General features: G+C 60.7%; 13 protein-coding genes and 2 pseudogenes. 13 read left to right on the top strand and 2 right to left on the bottom strand.

Features of this window, described 5'->3' with window-relative positions; translation table 11 throughout:
- Positions 1-4: 4 nt before the first annotated feature.
- Both ACA049_RS16025 and ACA049_RS16030 read left to right on the top strand, forming a co-directional pair.
- Complete coding sequence (locus ACA049_RS16025) at positions 5-1,294, top strand: phenylacetate--CoA ligase family protein (RefSeq protein WP_497328294.1); 1,290 nt, start codon at positions 5-7, stop codon at positions 1,292-1,294.
- Positions 1,294-2,229, top strand: coding sequence for a GNAT family N-acetyltransferase (locus tag ACA049_RS16030; protein WP_497328295.1), 936 nt, complete (start codon positions 1,294-1,296; stop codon positions 2,227-2,229). Before ACA049_RS16025 ends, ACA049_RS16030 begins: the two co-directional genes overlap by 1 nt.
- Here the strand turns inward: ACA049_RS16030 and ACA049_RS16035 are convergent.
- Entirely contained in the window at positions 2,218-3,144 is a 927-nt protein-coding gene (locus ACA049_RS16035; RefSeq protein WP_497328296.1) for a LysR family transcriptional regulator, read from the bottom strand. The genes ACA049_RS16030 and ACA049_RS16035 overlap by 12 nt on opposite strands.
- 118 nt (positions 3,145-3,262) lie before the next feature.
- Between ACA049_RS16035 and ACA049_RS16040 the strand changes: the two genes are divergently transcribed.
- Positions 3,263-4,258, top strand: coding sequence for an aldo/keto reductase (locus tag ACA049_RS16040; protein ID WP_497328297.1), 996 nt, complete (start codon positions 3,263-3,265; stop codon positions 4,256-4,258).
- Between the two features lie 45 nt (positions 4,259-4,303).
- On the opposite strand, the gene ACA049_RS16045 is transcribed toward ACA049_RS16040, so the two are convergent.
- Entirely contained in the window at positions 4,304-4,837 is a 534-nt protein-coding gene (locus ACA049_RS16045) for a hypothetical protein (protein WP_497328298.1), read from the bottom strand.
- Positions 4,838-5,207: 370 nt separating this feature from the next.
- Between ACA049_RS16045 and ACA049_RS16050 the strand changes: the two are divergent.
- The 10 genes and pseudogenes from ACA049_RS16050 to ACA049_RS16095 all read left to right on the top strand — a co-directional run.
- Positions 5,208-6,338: pseudogene (locus ACA049_RS16050) on the top strand (HAMP domain-containing protein); the annotation flags it as partial.
- 336 nt (positions 6,339-6,674) lie between these two features.
- Positions 6,675-7,199, top strand: a pseudogene (locus ACA049_RS16055) (methyl-accepting chemotaxis protein); the annotation flags it as partial.
- A 229-nt stretch (positions 7,200-7,428) separates the two neighbouring features.
- Complete coding sequence (locus ACA049_RS16060) at positions 7,429-7,875, top strand: DUF411 domain-containing protein (protein WP_497328299.1); 447 nt, start codon at positions 7,429-7,431, stop codon at positions 7,873-7,875.
- Positions 7,875-8,309: a YqaA family protein gene (locus ACA049_RS16065; protein WP_109636035.1), complete on the top strand. Its 435-nt coding sequence runs from the start codon at positions 7,875-7,877 to the stop codon at positions 8,307-8,309. The genes ACA049_RS16060 and ACA049_RS16065 overlap by 1 nt, the downstream gene beginning before the upstream one ends.
- Before the next feature lie 85 nt (positions 8,310-8,394).
- Positions 8,395-9,420, top strand: a complete 1,026-nt coding sequence (locus ACA049_RS16070; RefSeq protein ID WP_497328300.1) for an alpha/beta fold hydrolase — start codon at positions 8,395-8,397, stop codon at positions 9,418-9,420.
- Between the two features lie 13 nt (positions 9,421-9,433).
- Positions 9,434-10,387 (top strand): D-2-hydroxyacid dehydrogenase family protein, encoded by a 954-nt coding sequence (locus tag ACA049_RS16075; protein WP_497328301.1) that lies wholly within the window; start codon positions 9,434-9,436, stop codon positions 10,385-10,387.
- A gap of 574 nt (positions 10,388-10,961) precedes the next feature.
- Complete coding sequence (gene glgA / locus ACA049_RS16080) at positions 10,962-12,548, top strand: glycogen synthase GlgA (protein ID WP_497328302.1); 1,587 nt, start codon at positions 10,962-10,964, stop codon at positions 12,546-12,548.
- A gap of 17 nt (positions 12,549-12,565) precedes the next feature.
- Positions 12,566-14,362 (top strand): malto-oligosyltrehalose trehalohydrolase, encoded by a 1,797-nt coding sequence (treZ, locus tag ACA049_RS16085; protein WP_497328303.1) that lies wholly within the window; start codon positions 12,566-12,568, stop codon positions 14,360-14,362.
- Entirely contained in the window at positions 14,359-16,437 is a 2,079-nt protein-coding gene (malQ, locus tag ACA049_RS16090) for a 4-alpha-glucanotransferase (RefSeq protein ID WP_497328304.1), read from the top strand. The genes treZ and malQ overlap by 4 nt, the downstream gene beginning before the upstream one ends.
- Positions 16,434-19,211 (top strand): malto-oligosyltrehalose synthase, encoded by a 2,778-nt coding sequence (locus tag ACA049_RS16095; protein ID WP_497328305.1) that lies wholly within the window; start codon positions 16,434-16,436, stop codon positions 19,209-19,211. Before malQ ends, ACA049_RS16095 begins: the two co-directional genes overlap by 4 nt.
- The last annotated feature ends 18 nt before the right edge of the window (positions 19,212-19,229 follow it).

Genomic DNA, 19,229 nt, shown 5'->3' on the forward strand with positions numbered 1-19,229 from the left:
CCCAGTGAACACACCTTATTCGCTTGAACAACTCGTGCCTTATATAAGGCAACACTCGAACTTCTATCGCAAACACCTGCAGCACTTACCCGCTGAAGGTTTTACTTTAAAAGACTTGCCGCTGACTGATATGGCCAACTATTGGGCTGACAGTAACGACCTGACCAAATGGCCCGTGCTGACAGGACAGATCAATAATGGATTGGTGTTCAAGACCGGGGGCTCGACCAGCCACGGCAAACTGTCGGTTTACTCCCAGGAGGAATGGCAAACGCTGGTCAGCACGTTTGGCGAGAGCATGTCCTCTCAATTGGAGAACGGTGACCGCGTTGCCAATCTGTTCTTCTGCGGCGATCTCTATGCCAGCTTCGTGTTCATCCACGATGCGCTGGCGCATGTCAAACGGTCCATCTGTGAGTTTCCGTTCACCGGTGAAGTCAGCATGGACGTCCTGGCCGATGCGCTGGATCAGCACCGGATCAACGTGCTGGTCGGCGTACCGGCGCAGTTACTGCGCTTTGCGGCGTACCTGGCTCAGCATCGTCGGGTGCTGTGTGGCGTTGATACGTTGTTGTACGGCGGCGAAAGCCTGTTCGGCCCGCAAATGGCAATCTTCACCCAAGTGTTTCCAAACGTGCGCATCGCCTCGATCGGCTATGCCAGCGTCGACGCTGGCCTGATCGGGGCGACAAGCCGCGATTGCGCCCTGGGCGAGCATCGGGTGTTTGAACCGCAGACTGTGCTGGAAATCGTCGATGAGTTGACCGGCGAAGTCATCGAAGAATGCGACCGTACCGGATTGTTGGTGGTGACCAACCTGACACGCCGGCTCATGCCACTGCTGCGTTATCCGGTCGGCGACTGCGCCTGCTGGCGTGAGCCCGGCACAACCCCGATGCGCAAATTCGCCCTCAAGGGACGTAGCGCCCATAGTCAGCGGGTTCGGGTGGGGTCGATGTCGTTGTTGATCGACGAAATCATGCAGATCGTCCAGCGCGTGGCTGACACCGATCAATGGCAACTGCGTATCGACCATGACGGCTACAAGGACATCGTCAGTGTGAAATGGGTGCCTGAGGCCAAGACCGTGGCTACCGCCCCGCTGTGCCAGACCCTGTATGAAGCGCTTGTGGCCCACTACCCGGCGCTCGAGCAACTGAATCGTGAAGGGCTGCTGGAATTGCGCGTGCTGTCCTGCCTCGTCACCGACCTGAACCTGCACCCTCGCTCGGGCAAGCAGATGCGGGTCCTGGATTTGCGCACCTATGACGCGCCATCACCGGAGACTGCGTGATGTCTCATCTGATTTTTCGACGCTTTCGCCCTTGCGACGCCCGCGCCGTGAGCCAGTTGTTTCGTGAGGTCTATGGCGATCATTACGTGCAACCGGATGTTTACCTGCCGAACATGATCAGCCAGCACATTGCCGACGGCCGCTGGAAATCGATGCTGGCGGTGGACGAAACAAGGGTTCTGGGGCATGCCGCGTTGTGCCAGGAAGTGTCCCCGCAAACTGCCGAACTGGCCCTCAGCGTGGTGCACCCCGCCGCGCAGGGGCTCAGTATCGCGACCCGTCTGGGCCGGGAGTTGCTGTTGCAGTCCGGGCCTTCGGGTTTCAAGAGCGTCCTGATCAAACAAGTGACCCACCACCCGTACACCCAACGCATGGCCGCAAACATCGGTTTCCACAGCACCGGAGTGCTTCCCGACTACGTGCCTTCGCCCTTCGCCGAGCCGCATCCGGAAACCATTGTGATGGGTTGCTACGTGGTCGAAGGGCATGCGCGCCCACTCCCCGACATCCCCTGGCCCGAGCGTTACCGAGAATTTATGCAGCACCTGTGCGCGCTGTTCGGGACGCATCCCGAGACGCCAATGCAGCCTGCGGTGCCTTTGCAGATCAACCAGCACCACAACCGCTTCGACGTGGTTGTTCACCGCTTGAACAACCGTCTGCTGGAACAGATCCGGCAATTGCCCGGACATTGGATGATCTCGACCCAACTGGCGTTGTCGCGGCACTTTACCGAGGACCTGCGCAGTTTGACGATGCTTGGTTTCACCTTCACCGGGTTGATGCCCGCCCCCGACAGTCAGGGATGGTTCGCCCTGTTTCATCGCGGGGCGCAGCTTCGGCCGCTCAACCTGCATTGCCCCTACATGCAACAGTTGCACGACGACTTGCAGCGAAACACCAAAACACTGGGCAGCGCACGCTCAGCCGCTTGAGTCTTTCCTGTGAAAGTCATTGCCCGGCTGCGCGCAAAGCTCCACCAGCCAGTCGACAAACACCCTCACCCGCCGGGACAACTGGCGGTGTGGGGGATAGAGCGCCGTCAACGGCATCCCCGGGGGCGGCGTCGATTTCATGACTTCGCACAGACGCCCTTCGGTCAACTGCCGGGCGACGTGGTAGTACGGCGTCTGCACCAGTCCGTAGCCTGCCTCGCAGGCTGCAATGTAACCATCAGCACTGTTGACCGAGACATGCTTGGGCAGATCCACCACCCGGACCTGATCGTCGATCATGAACTCCAGCCCGAATCGCTTGCCGGTTGCACTGGAGAAATACTCCACCATCCGATGGCCTTCGAGGTCCGCCAGCGTGTGCGGGGCGCCGTGACGCTCGACGTAGTCGGGGCTGGCGCAGGTCACCTGGTCGAGCATGACCAGCGGCCGCGCCACCAGTGAATCATCCAGCGCCGAACCACCGCGCAGCACACAGTCGACGCCTTCACGAATCAGGTCGACAGGTTGGTCATTCAAACCGATGTCCAGTTCGATCAAGGGATAGCGACGGGTGAACTGCGGCAATGCGGGAATCACGATCAGGCGCCCGACTCCCGACGGCATGTCCACCCGCAGCAAGCCTTTGGGATTGTGGCGGGCGGCGGAAAACACCGATTCGGTTTCCTCCAGATCAGCCAGCAACCTCACACATCGCGGGTAATAGGCCGCACCGTCGAGGGTCAGGCTGATCTGCCGGGTGGTCCGTTGCAACAGCTGCACACCCAGATGCGCCTCAAGCTGCTTGATCAGAATGGTCACCGAAGCGCGGGGCAACTGCAGGCTGTCTGCCGCTTTGGCAAAACCGCCCAGCTCGACGATCCGGGTAAACACGCGCATGGCGTTAAAACGGTCCATTGTCGGGGCGTTCCGGTTGATTATTTAGAAATTACAAACAGTGATAGCAGTTTTAGCCGGTTTATCTTGTTTCTGTCGAGGTCAACACTAGGGGCTTACACCACAGGGAGTTGAATTCATGCAAACACGTCAATTGGGCAACAATGGCCCGCAGGTTTCTGCCATCGGTCTGGGCTGCATGGGCATGACCGATTTCTATACCACCGGAGTTGAACTGCGCGAAGCAACCGCCACCCTGCATCGGGCGCTGGAACTGGGGGTCAACCTGCTCGACACCGCTGACATGTACGGCCCGCACACCAATGAAGAACTGATCGGCAAGGCCATTGTCGGCAAGCGCGAGCAGGTGTTCCTGGCCAGCAAATTCGGGATCGTCCGCGATCCGTCCAACCCCGGCGCCCGCGGCGTCAACGGTCGCCCGGAGTACATTCGCGACTCTATCGACGGCACGCTTAAACGCCTGGGTGTTGAAACCCTGGATTTGTATTACCAGCACCGGATCGATCCGCAGGTGGCCATCGAAGAAACCGTCGGCGCCATGGCCGAGTTGGTGAAGGCCGGCAAGGTGCGTTATCTGGGATTGAGTGAGGCGTCAGTCGCCACGCTGGAGCGCGCGCACAAGGTTCATCCGATCAGCGCCCTGCAAAGTGAGTATTCGCTGTGGAGCCGCGACCAGGAAGAGAACGGTTGCCTGGCCGCGTGTCAGCGTCTGGGCGTTGCCTTCGTCCCTTACAGTCCATTGGGTCGAGGCTTTCTGACCGGTGCACTGAAAAGCGCGGATGACTTCGCCGCCGACGATTACCGTCGCTTCAGCCCGCGCTTTCAAGGGGGAAATTTTGCGAAGAACCTGTTGCTGGTGCAGCAGGTGCAGGCCCTGGCCGCCGACAAAGGGGTGACGGCGGGCCAACTGGCATTGGCCTGGGTGCTGGCGCAAGGTGATTACCTGATCCCGATTCCGGGTACCAAACAGCGTAGATACCTTGAGGAGAATGTTGCCGCACTGGAGGTGAAACTCAGCCGTGACGAGTTGCACGCGCTGGAGGCGATCTTCCCGGCCCATGCCACCGCCGGCTTGCGCTATCCAGAAGAAGTCATGAAGTTGCTTGACCGGTAATCGAGCCTGGCCCACTCAGCCTGAGTGGGCCAGCACTGCCGAGCGTCAGGCCTTGGAGCTGACGCCACCATCGGTAGGAGGCACTGTCGTACCGTTGCCCTTGCCGTAAGTCTGCAAGTTCTGCAGTACGTAGATCGCCGTCTTGAATTCCGGAATCAGGCCAACGGAATACTTGTCGCCCTTGATGCTGTTGTTCTGGATGGTGTCCAGTTGCGTGGCGAAATACTCCAGCGCATTAAATTTTGCATCCGGGTCATTCGGCACCCCGAAACGGTCAAACTTGTCGCCGGCATTCATCAACGTCATCCACGTAATGTCGGAAATCAGTCCCTTGCCTCTCAAAAAGGAACTGAGATTGCCCATTTGTTTGGCGGAGACATTTTCCGGGTCGAAACCTTTTACGTTTCGATGGATTTTCATTGCATCCATTTTCGCCGTGCTCAGCGCGTTTGGATTGGTCCCTACCAGTGCCAGCATCTGCTTGATCCGGGCGCTTTGCTTGATAGGCTTGCCGCCGCCCGTATTCTGGACCATTAAACCGGCCTTGGACGTCCAAGCCCCGGCATCGCCGATAGTCATGACTGAGCTCCCGACTGCGTGACCATACAAAACTCCTTGTTTAACCCGATTTCAGAGCGGGCAAGTATCAACGTGGCAACTAGCCATACCAACAACTATTTGCTGTTTTTACAATTTCCGTACATTTCAGATACACAGCCCAAGTGCCCTGATTGATTGGTCTATATCAACTTTCCAATATTGGTATAGGCAACTAATCAGCCTCATTTGTATCCACATTGACACCTTTCAAGACCCGACCATCCGTCCCCCCGCCGCATTCTTGTACGTTCGTACCTAAAGCTCGCCAAGTGCAGGCCGATAGCCCTTCGAAGCGCCGATTTTCCGAGCGAAAAAACCACAATAAGAACGCTGCACAAGGACCGGTCCCATGCCCGCATTCCGTACCATCCAGGCTCGCTACACGCTGTTTCTGGTCCTGTTCATCCTGCTGTTGTTCGTCCTGACAGTCGTCGGCATCAGCCAGTTGGTCGCCCCTAAACTTCGCCACACCGAAGAACAGGTCGCCCTGAACCGCATCGCCGAAGTCGCCGAGCAAATCCAGGGCGAACTGAACAAGGTACAGGCGCAACAGCGCAGCATCACCCAGACCATTCCGTTGCTCGACAGCGCCGCCATCGATACCGTGCTGCCAGGCCTGGTCGATCAGTACGGCGAGCTGAAAGTGTTCGGCGGCGGGATCTGGCCGTTGCCCGGCCAGCGTGAGGCCGGACGCAACAAATTCAGAACATTCTGGCACCGCGATGCCTCGGGCAAGCTGGCAGTCAATACGTTCTGGAACAGCGACGCGGCCCCCAACTATTACGACCAAAGCTGGTACAAGGGCGGCATGCAAACCCCACGCGGCCAATGCGCTTGGGCGGCAGCCTATAAAGATGACGCCAGCGCCGAGCCACGGACCAACTGCGCCATGGCCATTCAGAAAAATGGCGCGGCGTATGGCGTCTCCACCATCGACGTGACGCTGGGCTTCTTCAATGACCTGATCGCGCGAAAGGAGAAAGACCTCAGCGCAGAAATGCTGATCGTCGAGGCCGACGGCAAGATCATCAGCAACAGCTCGCGGATCAGCGGGCCGATCGTGCTGAAGAACATCAGTGAGCTGGCCGGCAACTCGCCATTCGCCAGTCAAGTGAAGGCCGGCCTGCAAAACCGTGATCAGTCGCAGCGGGTCGAGTTCGACAACAACGGTGAAGCCAGCACCTTCTTCATGCGCCCGATCGAAGGGACACCGTGGTTCCTCGCCACCGCCCTGCCGACCAAGCTGATCACCGCCCAGCGTGACGATGTACTCAGCACACTGAGCCTGCTGCAGATTCCGATGGTGATCCTGCTGGTACTGCTGCAGATCTACGCGATTCGCCAATTGGTCCAGCGCTTGAAAATCCTCAAGGCCAACATCGACGCCTTGTCCACGGGCGATGCCGACCTGACCAAGCGCATCACCATTCGCGCCGAGGACGAACTGGGCGCCATCGGGCACTCGGTCAACGCCTTCATCGTCTACTTGCAGAACATGATCGGCGAAGTCACCCAGGCCACCGGCGCCATGGCGTCCAGCCTCGACAACCTGCAACGCACCTCGGCCCATACCAACCAGATTCTGGTGCGCCATGCCTCTGAAACCGATCAGACGGTCACGGCGATCACCGAGATGAGTTCGACCGCTGAAAGCGTCGCGCAGAATGCCGCCGAAACCGCTGCCTTCACCCAACGCGCCAACGAAAACGCCGACCGTTCACGGGTTGTGGTTGGCGAAGCGTCCAGCAGCGTGATCGCCTTGATTGACGAGGTGGCGAGCGCCACCCATAAAGTCGAAAGCATGCAGGAGGACGCGCAGCGCATCACCGAGATTCTCGGGGTGATTGGCGCCATTGCCGGGCAGACCAACTTGCTGGCGCTCAACGCCGCGATCGAAGCGGCCCGGGCCGGTGAGCAAGGTCGCGGTTTCGCGGTGGTCGCCGATGAAGTCCGCGCCCTCGCCGCCCGCACCCAGGCCAGCACTTCGCAAATCAATGAAATGCTCAAGCGCCTGACCCAGGGCGTGAGTTCGTCGGTGAGTGCCATGGAAAACACCCAGGCCAGTTGCCAGTCCGCCGCCGATGCCACGGCGCGAGTCAACACGGGGCTGGATGAGATGGCCGGCTCGGTCAGCCACATCAACAGCCTGAGCACGCAAATTGCCACCGCCGCCGAGCAACAAAGCGCGGTAACCGAAGAGATCAACCGCAGCATGGTGCAGATCCGCCACATGGTGGATGAGCTGGTGAAAAGCGGCCAGGCCAGCGAGCTCAACACGCATCAATTGCTCGAAGCCAATGCGCGCGTCAGCTCGATCATGGGGCGGTTCAAGGTTCGTTGATAGCTTGAACCCGTAGGCACACCGCCCCCTGTAGGAGCTGTCGAGTGAAACGAGGCTGCGATCTTTTGATCTTGACCCTAAAAAGCAAGATCAAAAGATCGCAGCCTCGCTTCACTCGACAGCTCCTACACGGGGCGCGAATTACTTCGAAACAATCTCGCTCCGTTTTATTGGCTAAAGTGGTCAAAATGGCTCTTTTTTTGACCGCCATCCGAGTCGAGATCCTCCCATGCGAACCCACCTGCGTCTGCTCGCCCTGAGCGCCCTTTTCATCTCCTCCCTGGCCCAGGCCGCCGACCTGATCCCGATCGAAGTCCACCGCGACGCCAACTGTGGTTGCTGCAAAAAATGGATCAGCCACCTCGAGGCCAATGGCTTCAAGGTTGAAGACCACGTTGAATCCAACATGAGCGAATTCAAGCAACAGCACGGCGTGCCTCCGCGCCTGGCGTCCTGCCACACCGGCCTGATCAACGGCAAATTCGTCGAAGGCCACGTGCCGGCGGATCAAGTCCTGGCCTTGAGCAAACGCGATGACCTGCTGGGTGTTGCGGCGCCGGGCATGCCGATGGGTTCGCCGGGCATGGAAATGGACGGCATGAGTGACGCTTATCAAGTGATCGGCCTGAAAAAGGACGGCACTGATGTGGTGGTGGCGGACTACCCGGCTCATTGATCGGCGGCGCGTACATCGGGCTGTTTTTCGCGGCATTCGGTGCCGCGACCTTGCTGCCGTTGCAATCCGAAGCGCTGCTCGTGGGGCTGTTGCTCAGCGAACAATATTGGCTGTGGTCGCTGCTGGCTGTCGCGACGCTGGGTAATGTCCTCGGCTCCGTGGTCAATTGGTGGCTCGGCTGTCGCCTCGAACGGTTTCGCGACCGACGCTGGTTTCCGGTCAGCCCGCGCCATCTGGAGCAGGCCCGAAAGCATTATCAACGCTATGGTCACTGGTCATTGCTGCTGAGTTGGGTGCCGATCATCGGTGACCCACTGACGCTGGTGGCCGGCGTCATGCGCGAGCCGCTGGGTCGGTTCCTGCTGATCGTGACCCTCGCCAAGGGCGCTCGTTACGGGGTGCTGGCCCTGGCGACGCTGGGCTGGATCGGTTGAACGATCAGCGGCGGCGATTGCCTGTGTTTAATGTCGCCCTAATCATGCCGATCCAGCATCGGCAGCTTTCCTACGGAGTTCATCCATGTCCCTTGCCCTCTCACGTTGGCTGCCTGGTCTTTTTCTCACGGCTGCATTGCCTGTCCTGGCCCACGCTGAAGGCCCGGAATATGGCCCGGAACTGCAAGGGTTCGAGTACCCCTACACCGTCAAACACTTCGCGTTTGAGTCCCAGGGCAAATCCTTGCAGATGGGTTACATGGACGTCGCCGCCCACGGCAAGGCCAACGGGCGCAGCGTGGTGTTGATGCACGGCAAGAATTTCTGCGGCGCCACCTGGGACAGTTCGATCAAAGCCCTGAGCGAAGCCGGTTACCGGGTCATTGCACCGGACCAGATCGGATTCTGCACCTCCAGTAAACCGGACAACTATCAGTACACATTCCAGCAACTGGCGACCAATACCCAGCAGCTGCTCAAAGCGCTCGGCATCCAGAAGGCCAGCGTACTCGGCCATTCCACCGGCGGCATGCTCGCCACGCGGTATGCGCTGCAATACCCCGATCAGGTCGAGCAACTGGCGCTGGTCAATCCCATTGGCCTGGAAGACTGGAAAGCCCTCGGCGTGCCGTATCGCACCGTCGATCAATGGTACGAACGCGAGCTGAAACTCAGCGCCGACGGCATCCGCACTTACGAACGCAACACCTATTACGGCGGCCGCTGGAAGCCTGAATTCGATCGCTGGGTCGACATGCTGGCCGGCCTGAACAAGGGCCCGGGGCACACGCAAGTGGCATGGAACTCTGCGTTGATCTACGACATGATCTTCACCCAGCCGGTGTACTACGAATTCAAGGACCTGAAGATGCCGACGCTGTTGCTGATCGGCACGTCCGACACCACCGCCATCGGCAGTGACATTGCCTCCCCCGAGGTCAAGGCGAAGCTCGGTCATTACGATGTGCTTGGCAAGCAAGTGGCGAAGCTGATTCCGCAGTCGACCCTGGTTGAATTCCCCGGCATGGGCCACGCGCCGCAGATGGAAGAACCGGCGAAATTCCACCAGGCATTGCTCGACTGGCTGAACAAAACCAATCCCGTGCATTGATGAGGTAAGGCTGATGGCTGTGCAGATTGCGGTGATCGATGATTGGCAGGACGTCGCCCGTGACGTGGTTGACTGGTCCGTGCTGGACAGCCTCGGCGAGGTGAGTTTTATCCATGACTACCCCGCCGACAACGCAACCCTGGCTGAACGGCTGGGCGCATTCGAAGTGATCTGCGTGATGCGCGAGCGCACCCGGTTCGATGAAGAGCTGCTGCGCCAGTTACCAAAACTCAAACTGCTGGTCACCGGCGGCATGCGCAATGCCGCGCTGGACCTTAAGGCCGCTGCTGCTTTGGGCATCCAGGTCAGTGGCACCGACAGCTACAAACACGCCGCGCCGGAACTGACCTGGGCACTGATCATGGCCGCGACCCGCAATCTCGTGGTCGAAGCCAATGCCCTGCGCGCCGGCAAATGGCAGCAAGGCCTGGGCGGCGACCTGCACGGCAAGACGCTGGCGATCCTCGGCCTTGGCAGCATCGGCCAACGTGTCGCGCAGTTCGGTCAGGTGTTCGGGATGCGGGTGATCGCCTGGAGCGAAAACCTCACGGCCGAACGGGCCGCTGAAGCCGGCGTGACTTATGTCAGCAAGCAGGAGTTGTTCGAGCAGGCCGATGTGCTGTCGGTTCATCTGGTGCTCAGTGATCGCAGCCGTGGCCTGGTCGACGCCCAGGCGCTGAACTGGATGAAACCTTCGGCGCTGCTGGTCAACACTGCACGCGGACCGATTGTCGATGAGGCCGCGCTGATCAAGGCGTTGCAGAAAAATCGTCTGGCAGGGGCTGCGCTGGATGTGTTCGACGTGGAGCCGTTGCCAGTGAATCATCCGTTCAGGACGCTGGACAATGTGTTGGCGACGCCGCATGTCGGGTATGTCAGCCAGCAGAACTACCATCAGTTCTTTGCGCAGATGATCGAGGACATTCAGGCGTGGTCGGCGGGTGAGCCGATTCGTTTGCTTGCCTGAAAACCGCGTCATCGTTCTTCGCGAGCAAGCCCGCTCCTACATTGGATCGCGGACAACCTGTGGGAGCGGGCTTGCTCGCGAAGAGGCCCTCAAACCCACTGCATTTGCCTCAGACAGTCGCACCGCAATGGTGCAACCCGCTCCAAATCTCGCTCTTTTACGTGACTCGCCAGTCCCGTTTTGACCCACTCTGAAAAATAAACCTGCCCTTCGTCGGTGCGTTTCCCCCTTCAGCCGCTGTGCCTTTACCCTCTTCCCACCGATTGTCGAACAATTTCGCCACTTGACCTGCACCGCTCTAGGATCTGGCCTAGACTCATTTTCGCGAGGTAAAACCGGTCAGTCATCTGGCGGTAAGAAACTCGAAACTTTTGGTCCTGACCGGGGGTCAGGTTAAAGGTGGGGCCACAGCGACTGGTGCATTCCTTGCAACGGCCCTTCCACCCTTTCTGCATTAGCGCATGGGGCAGCATTGCTCACCGATGCGAAGCGCGTTTGCGCCCGGCCACAGGATTTGGCCACGAACACCGTTGGTGCCAGACCTGGAATTAGATCAACAACACGGGAGATTCATATGATTAGTGCGGCTTTAGATATTCAGGGAGAGCGTGCTCATCAGCAGGTCGGCGAATCAAGCGCCGTGAATGCTCCGAGCGCCCAATCGATCAGCGTACCGGGTACCAAGACGCTGACACCGGCTGCCAGTCAGAATCCGAACCGAAAGAAGGTGTTGTTCGTCACCTCCGAGATTGCCGATCTGGTCAAGACCGGCGGTTTGGGTGACGTTTCCGCAGCGCTGCCCCGAGCAATGGCACTGCTGCACGATGTGCGGGTGCTGATCCCCGGTTACCCGCAAGTGCTGCACAGCGAAAACCCGATTCATATCATCGGTGAACTGGGTGGGCATGCCGCACTGCCGCCCTGCAAGATCGGACGCATGGACATGCCGGACGGTCTGGTCATTTACGTGTTGATCTGCCCCGAACTCTACGAGCGCGAAGGTTCGCCCTACGGCGCCAACAACGGCCGCGACTGGCCGGACAACCACATTCGTTTTGCTCGCCTGGGCCTCGCTGCCGCCGATATTGCCGCCAATCTGGCACAAATTCACTGGTGCCCGGATCTGGTGCACGCCCATGACTGGCCGGCCGGGCTGGCACCTGCCTACATGCACTGGCGTGGACAGCGCACCCCGACGCTGTTCACCATTCACAACCTGGCCTATCAAGGCGTCACCAGCCTTGGCTCGTGCCCGGAACTCGGCATTCCCAACCATGCCTTGCAACAGGAAGGCATGGAGTTCTACGGCAAGATGTCGTTCCTCAAGGCCGGCATGGCCTATTCGAGTCACATCACCACGGTCAGCGCCACCTACGCCCAGGAAATCACTACGCCGGCCTTCGGCTGCGGTCTCGACGGCTTTCTTGCCGCCAAGACCCAGCAAGGTCTGCTCAGCGGTATTCCAAACGGCATTGATGAAAGCTGGGACGCCGCCACCGACCCGCACCTGTTCTGCCCGTTCAGCATCGGTGACTGGGAAGGCAAAGCGGTCAACGCCGCCCATGTCCGTGAGCTGTTCGGCCTGGAAGATTCCGAGGGCCCGCTGTTCGCCGTGGTCTCGCGCCTGGTCTATCAAAAGGGTCTGGACCTGACCGAAGCCGTCTCCGAATACATCGTCGCCAACGGTGGCCAGATCGCGATCATCGGTCGCGGCGAGCCAGAAGAAGAACAAGCCATGCGTGAACTGGCCTTGCGTTTCCCCGGGCAGATCGGCGTGCGCATCGGCTTCAATGAAACCGACGCCCGACGCATGTTTGCCGGCAGTGATTTCCTGCTGATGCCTTCGCGTTACGAGCCTTGCGGCCTGAGCCAGATGTACGCCCAGCGCTTCGGTTCGTTGCCGGTGGCACGTAATACCGGCGGCCTGGCCGACACCATTGAAAACGGCGTGACCGGTTTCCTGTTCGACGAATCCACCGTCGAGAGCTACCAGGAAGCCCTGAGCCGCGCGTTCAAGGTGTTTGCCTTCCCCGGCCTGCTCAACGCCATGCGTTGCCGCGCCATGGCCGCGCCTTTCAACTGGTGCAAGGCGGTAGAACCCTACGCCGAACTCTACGAACAACTTGTCGCCAAAGCCCTGGGTAAATCGGGTAGGCAGTAAAAAAGAGGTTTTCACCGATGCCGTTACGGACCCTTGAGACCTGGCCCCACGGCGCAATCATGCTGGACGCAGAACACACGCGTTTTGCCTTGTGGGCGCCAGATGCGTTTTACGTCAGTGTCGAACTGGAAGATGGACAATCCTTGCCGCTGTTGCCTCAGGCTGATGGCTGGTTCGTGATCAAGACCCGCTGCCCGGCGGGTACGCGTTACCGCTACAACATTGATGGCGAACTGGAGGTGCCGGACCCGGCCTCCCGAGCGCAGGCCGGCGATATCGGCGACCACAGCGTGGTGGTCGATCCCCTCGCCTATCAATGGCAAAACAGTGCCTGGACCGGCCGCCCCTGGAACGAGGCCGTGATCTACGAATTGCACGTCGGTGCGCTCGGCGGCTTCAGTGAGGTCGAGCAGCACCTGGCGCGGCTGGTCGATCTGGGCATCACCGCCATCGAACTGATGCCGCTGGCGCAGTTCCCCGGCGATCGCAATTGGGGCTACGACGGGGTTCTGCCCTACGCGCCCCAAGCGTCCTACGGGACTCCCGAACAACTCAAACACCTGATCGACACCGCCCACGGCCATGGCCTGGCGGTGATTCTCGACGTGGTCTACAACCACTTCGGCCCGGACGGCAATTACCTGCATCACTACGCCAAGGGCTTCTTTCGCGAAGACAAGCACACGCCTTGGGGCGCAGCCATCGACTTCCGCCGGCGCGAGGTGCGGGACTTCTTCATCGACAACGCGCTGATGTGGTTGCTGGAATACCGCTTCGACGGCTTGCGTCTGGATGCCGTGCACGCCATTGAGAGCCCGGACTTTCTCCAGGAACTGGCGCAACGGGTTCGGCAACAGACCGATCCGGCGCGGCATGTCTGGCTGACGGTCGAAAACGAACACAACCAGGCCAGCCTGTTGGAAGAAGGCTTCGATGCGCAGTGGAACGATGACGGCCACAACGCGTTGCACGTTCTGCTGACCGGTGAAACCGACGCCTATTACGCCGACTATGCCGACAACCCCACGGAACAACTGGCGCGCTGCCTGAGCCAGGGCTTCGTGTTTCAGGGCCACGTGACCCGCCACGGCACAACCCGGGGCGAGCCCAGCGGTCACTTGCCGCCCAGCGCGTTTGTGCTGTTTTTGCAGAACCATGACCAGATCGGCAACCGTGCCTTCGGCGAGCGCCTGCATCAGCTGGCGCACCTCGACGCCTTGAAAGCAGCGACAGCCCTGCTGCTGTTGTCACCGATGATTCCGCTGATGTTCATGGGCGATGAGTTCGCGGCCGAGGAGCCGTTCCTGTTCTTTACCAGCCACCACGGTGAACTGGCGGAGCTGGTCCGCGAAGGCCGACGGAATGAATTTGCAGCGTTTAGCGCCTTTGCTGATCCGCATAAACGCGAGCAGATCCCCGACCCCAACGCGCAGCAGACCTTTGAGGCGTCGCGGCCGAAACTGACCGCCACCCGGCAATCGGCCATGCAGGGCCTGTATCACCAGCTGTTGCGGATTCGTCATGACCACATCATCCCGCATCTGCCAGGGGCTCAGGCACTGGGGGCCGAGGTGCTCGCCGAAGGTGCCGTGACGGCGCGCTGGCTGCTGGGTAATGGTCGACAGCTGCGCATTGACCTGAACCTCAGCGACAAGCCAGTGGTCCACTCCCCACAGGCCGACGCCAGGTTGTTGTTCGAAACACCGCCTCAGTCAGCCGGCCTGTTGGAACAGGGCACCCTTGCCCCGTATAGCGCGCTAGTCAGCCTCACGGCCGCAGCCCCCTTGCTACCCCCGGATGGAGAGCGCCAATGAGTGATGCGCAACTGGAAATACTGGCCAGCCGAGCCGGCTTGGCAGTCGACTGGATCGACGCCAACGGCCGCCCGCAGAAAGTCGCCCCATCGGTATTGCGTAATGTCCTGATCGGGCTCGGCCACCCTGCCAGCACCGCACAGGAAATCGACGCCAGCCTGCTGCAATTGCAGGAGGTGCAACAGACCCGGCATCTGCCGCCGCTGATCACCGCCGACGTCGGCGTCAGCCTCGACCTGGCGCACTTCTTCGAGCCGGAAACACCGTGCGAGATCCACCTTGAAGATGGCTCACGACTCAACCTGAAACTGGATGCCGAGGCGAAGCTGCCGGGCCTGGTTCCGGTCGGGTATCAGCACGTCAGCATCGACGGACAATCCTTTACCCTGGCCGTGGCACCGACACGTTGCTACAGCGTCGGCGATGCCGTGGACAGTCCGATTCCGCGTACCTGGGGCCTGAGCGTGCAGTTGTATTCGCTGCGTCGCCCTGGCGACTGCGGATTCGGCGATACCCAGGCGCTGGAGGATCTCGCCCGAGTGGCCGGCGAACGCGGCGCCGAGGCGCTGGCGATCAGTCCGCTGCATGCGATGTTCGGCAGCGACACCCAGCGCTATAGCCCGTATTCACCGTCCAGCCGTTTGTTCCTCAACAGCCTCTATGCCGCACCGGGTGCAATCCTCGGCGAACGCGCGTGGCGTGCTGCGATTGATGCCACCGGCCTGGCCGCCGAGCTGCAACATCTGGAAGAACAGCCGCTGATTGACTGGCCCGTCGCCGCCGAAGCCAAACATCGTTTGCTGCAAGCCTTGTACGAAGGTTTCGTCCAGGGCGAACACCCGTTGCATGCCGACTTCAGCAGCTTCCGCCATGCCGCCGGCGAAGCCCTGGAAAACCATTGCCGCTTCGAGGCCATTCAAGAAGCCCGCGCCGCCAAGGGTGAAACCCTCGACTGGCGCGAGTGGCCGGAACAATGGCGCGACCCGCGCAGCGCCGCCCTCGCCGAATTTGCCGAAGAGAACGCCGGTCGCATTGGCTTCTTCGCCTTCAGCCAATGGTTGATCACCCGCTGCCTGGAGCGCGCGCAAGCCGCTGCCCGCAGCTCGGGGATGAGCATCGGGCTGATCGCTGACCTGGCCGTGGGTGCCGATGGCGGTGGCAGTCAGGCCTGGAGTCGCCAGGACGAATTGCTCGCCTCACTGACGGTGGGCGCGCCGCCAGACATTCTCAACCGCACTGGCCAGGGCTGGGGTATTTCCGCGTTTTCTCCGGAAGGCCTGGTGCGTAACGGCTTTCGTGCGTTCATCGAAATGCTTCGGGCCAACTTCGCCCACGCCGGCGGCTTGCGCATTGACCACGTCATGGGCCTGCAACGCCTGTGGGTGATTCCCAACGGTTCACCACCGGCCGACGGCGCCTACCTGTATTACCCGGTAGACGACTTGCTACGTTTGCTCAGCCTTGAATCCCATCGTCATCAGGCGATCGTCCTGGGCGAAGACCTCGGGACGGTAGCGGATGGCCTGCGGGAGAAGCTCATCGCCCGTTCGATTCTCGGCATGCGGGTGTTGTTGTTTGAACAGGACAACGCGCACTTCAAATCGATTCTCGACTGGCCGGACAACGCCCTCGCGACCACCAGCACCCATGACCTGCCCACACTCAATGGCTGGTGGCATGGCCGCGATATCGACTGGAATGCCCGACTGGGCCTGGTCGACGCCACGGGTGAAATCGAATGGCGCCACCACCGTGAGCGCGAGCGTGAAGGTCTGCGCCGCGTGCTGAGCGAGGACCCGCAGAACTTTCGCGAAGAGTCCCACGAAACCGACCAGGTGCTGGATGCCGCGGTGCGTTTTCTCGGTCATACCAAGGCACCGTTAGTGTTGCTGCCGCTGGAAGATGCCCTGGGCATTGAACAGCAGGCCAACCTGCCGGGCACCATCGACACGCACCCCAACTGGTCGCGGCGCTTGCCCGGTAGCAGCGAAGTGCTGCTCGATGTGCCGGACGCCGCCCGGCGCCTGGAATTGCTCGCCTGTGCGCGACTTCAGGCTGGCGAGCGTGACCAATGACTCATCCGTTAATCCAACCGCTGCGCGCGACCCTGCGCCTGCAATTCCATAAAGGTTTCACGCTGGATCAAGCGGTGCCGCTGGTGCCGTACTTTGCCAGCCTGGGCATCAGCCACGTTTACGCCTCGCCACTGCTCGCCGCCCGCGCCGGCTCCATGCACGGCTACGACGTGGTGGACCCGACCACGGTCAACCCCGAACTGGGTGGCGAAGCCGCCTTGCGCCGATTGGTCAGCACCCTGCGCGAACACAAGATGGGGCTGATCCTCGACATCGTCTCCAACCACATGGCGGTCGGTGGCAGTGATAACCCGTGGTGGCTGGACCTGCTGGAATGGGGGCGCCTGAGCCCTTACGGCGAGTTCTTCGATATTCAATGGCACTCGCCCGATCCGCTGATGGAGGGCCAGTTGCTGTTGCCTTTCCTCGGCAGCGATTACGGCGTCGCCTTGCAGGACGGCACCCTGCCCTTGCGTTTCGATGCCCAACGCGGCGCGTTTTATGTCGAGCACTACGAGCATCATTTCCCGATCTGCCCGTCGAGCTACGGTGAGCTGCTGCGAACCGACGACGAACCCCTCAAGTTTCTCGCCGACCGCTTCGCTGCCTTGAGCTACCAGACCGATGCGCACAGCCTGGCGCAACCGCTGAAGGCAGAGCTGCGTGAACTGGCCAGTGACCCTGCGCTCCTAAAGTGCATCCAGCAGAATCTCACAGCCTACGACTCGCTGACGCCCGAGGGTTTCCAGCGCCTGCACCACCTGCTCGAACGCCAGAGTTATCGCCTAGCCAGTTGGCGCACGGCGGCGGATGACATCAACTGGCGGCGTTTTTTCGATATCAACGAGCTGGGCGGTTTGCGCGTCGAACGCCCCGCCGTGTTCGAAGCGACCCACGCGAAAATCTTCGAGCTGGTGGCTGAAGGCCTGGTCGACGGTCTGCGCATCGACCACATCGACGGTCTCGCCGATCCGCGCGGTTACTGCCGCAAACTGCGGCGTCGGGTCGATACGCTGTCGCCCGACCGGCACTTGCCGATCTACGTCGAGAAGATCCTCGGCGAAGGCGAAACCCTGCACCGCGACTGGTCGGTGGACGGCACCACCGGTTATGAATTCATGAACCAGTTGTCGTTGCTGCAGCATGATCCCCAAGGTGCAGAAAACCTGGGCAATCTGTGGAATCGCTACAGCGAACGGCCCGCCGACTTCCGCCAGGAAGCGCAACTGGCGCGCCAGCAAATCCTCAACGGTTCTTTGGCCGGTGACTTCGAGAGTGTCGCCCAGGCGCTGCTGCAAGTGGCCCGGGACGACGTGATGACCCGCGACCTGACCCTTGGCGCGATCCGTCGGGCGTTGCAGGAACTGATCGTGCACTTCCCGGTGTACCGCACTTACATCAGTCCGCGTGGCCGCTCTGCCGAAGACGATGTGTTTTTCCAGCAAGCCATGGACGGTGCACGGCAAACCCTCAGCGAGGCCGATTGGCCGGTGCTCGATTGCCTGGCCTGTTGGCTGGGCGGTGAGCCGTGGCGCAAACGCCCGGTGGGTCGCCCGCGCAAGATCCTCAAACATGCCTGCGTACGGTTCCAGCAACTGACGTCCCCGGCCGCCGCCAAGGCAGTGGAAGACACTGCGTTCTATCGCTCGGCGGTGTTGCTGTCGCGCAATGACGTGGGCTTCAGCACCGAGCAATTCAGTGCGCCGGTCGCCGATTTCCATGCCGTCTGCCTCAATCGCCTGGAACAGTTTCCGGACAACCTGCTGGCCACCGCCACCCACGACCACAAACGCGGCGAAGACACCCGCGCGCGCTTGGCAGTGTTGAGCGAACGCAGCGCCTGGTACGCCGAGCAGGTGCCGCTCTGGCGAACACTCGCCCGGCCCCTGCGTGACGATGACCTGATGCCCTCGGCGGGCGATGAGCTGATCCTCTATCAAGCGATCCTCGGCAGCTGGCCGCTGGACCTGCGCAGTGACGATCAGCCTGCGCTTGAGGACTACGCCAAGCGGCTGTGGCAATGGCAGCAAAAGGCCTTGCGTGAAGCCAAGCTGCAAAGCAGTTGGAGCGCGGCGAACGAGCCTTATGAAAAGGCCATGCAGGTCTTCATCGAACGTCTGCTGCTGAGTGCTGAGGGTGAGCTGCTACGCGCGGCCCTCGGCAAAGCGGTTCAAACGATTACCGCGCCCGGCGCGCTCAACGGTTTGGCGCAAACCTTGCTGCGAATGACGGTGCCGGGGATCCCGGACCTGTACCAGGGCAACGAATACTGGGATTTCTCGCTGGTCGATCCGGACAACCGTCGGCCAGTGGATTACGCCAACCGCCAACAGGCGATGCAGGTGCCGTTGAACCTGCCCGACCTGTTGGCCAACTGGCGTGACGGGCGCATCAAGCAAACCCTGATCAAGCAGGTGTTGAACCTGCGGGCCGAGCATGCCGAGCTGTTTCGACGAGGGACGTATCAAGCCCTCGACGTCGTCGGTAGCCAGGCTCACCGGGTGCTGGCGTTTGCTCGCGAACATGAAGGAAAACGGGCCATCGTGATCGTACCGATACGTTGCGCCGCATTGCTGGAAAACAGTGCTGAACCCCGGGTGGATGCGCTGCGCTGGGGCGATACGCGGGTCAAATTACCGCTCACCGCCTCTGAGGAAAATCTGAAGGGACTTTTTTCGAGCACAGCAGTCACACACCACAGGGAGCTGAACATCAGCGCCGCGCTGGGGGATTTCCCGGTCAATCTCTTTATTCAAACTCTTACCCAAGCTTGAGTTCAGTTCAGGAGTATT

The sequence above is a fragment of the Pseudomonas sp. LBUM1662 genome (assembly GCF_059695915.1).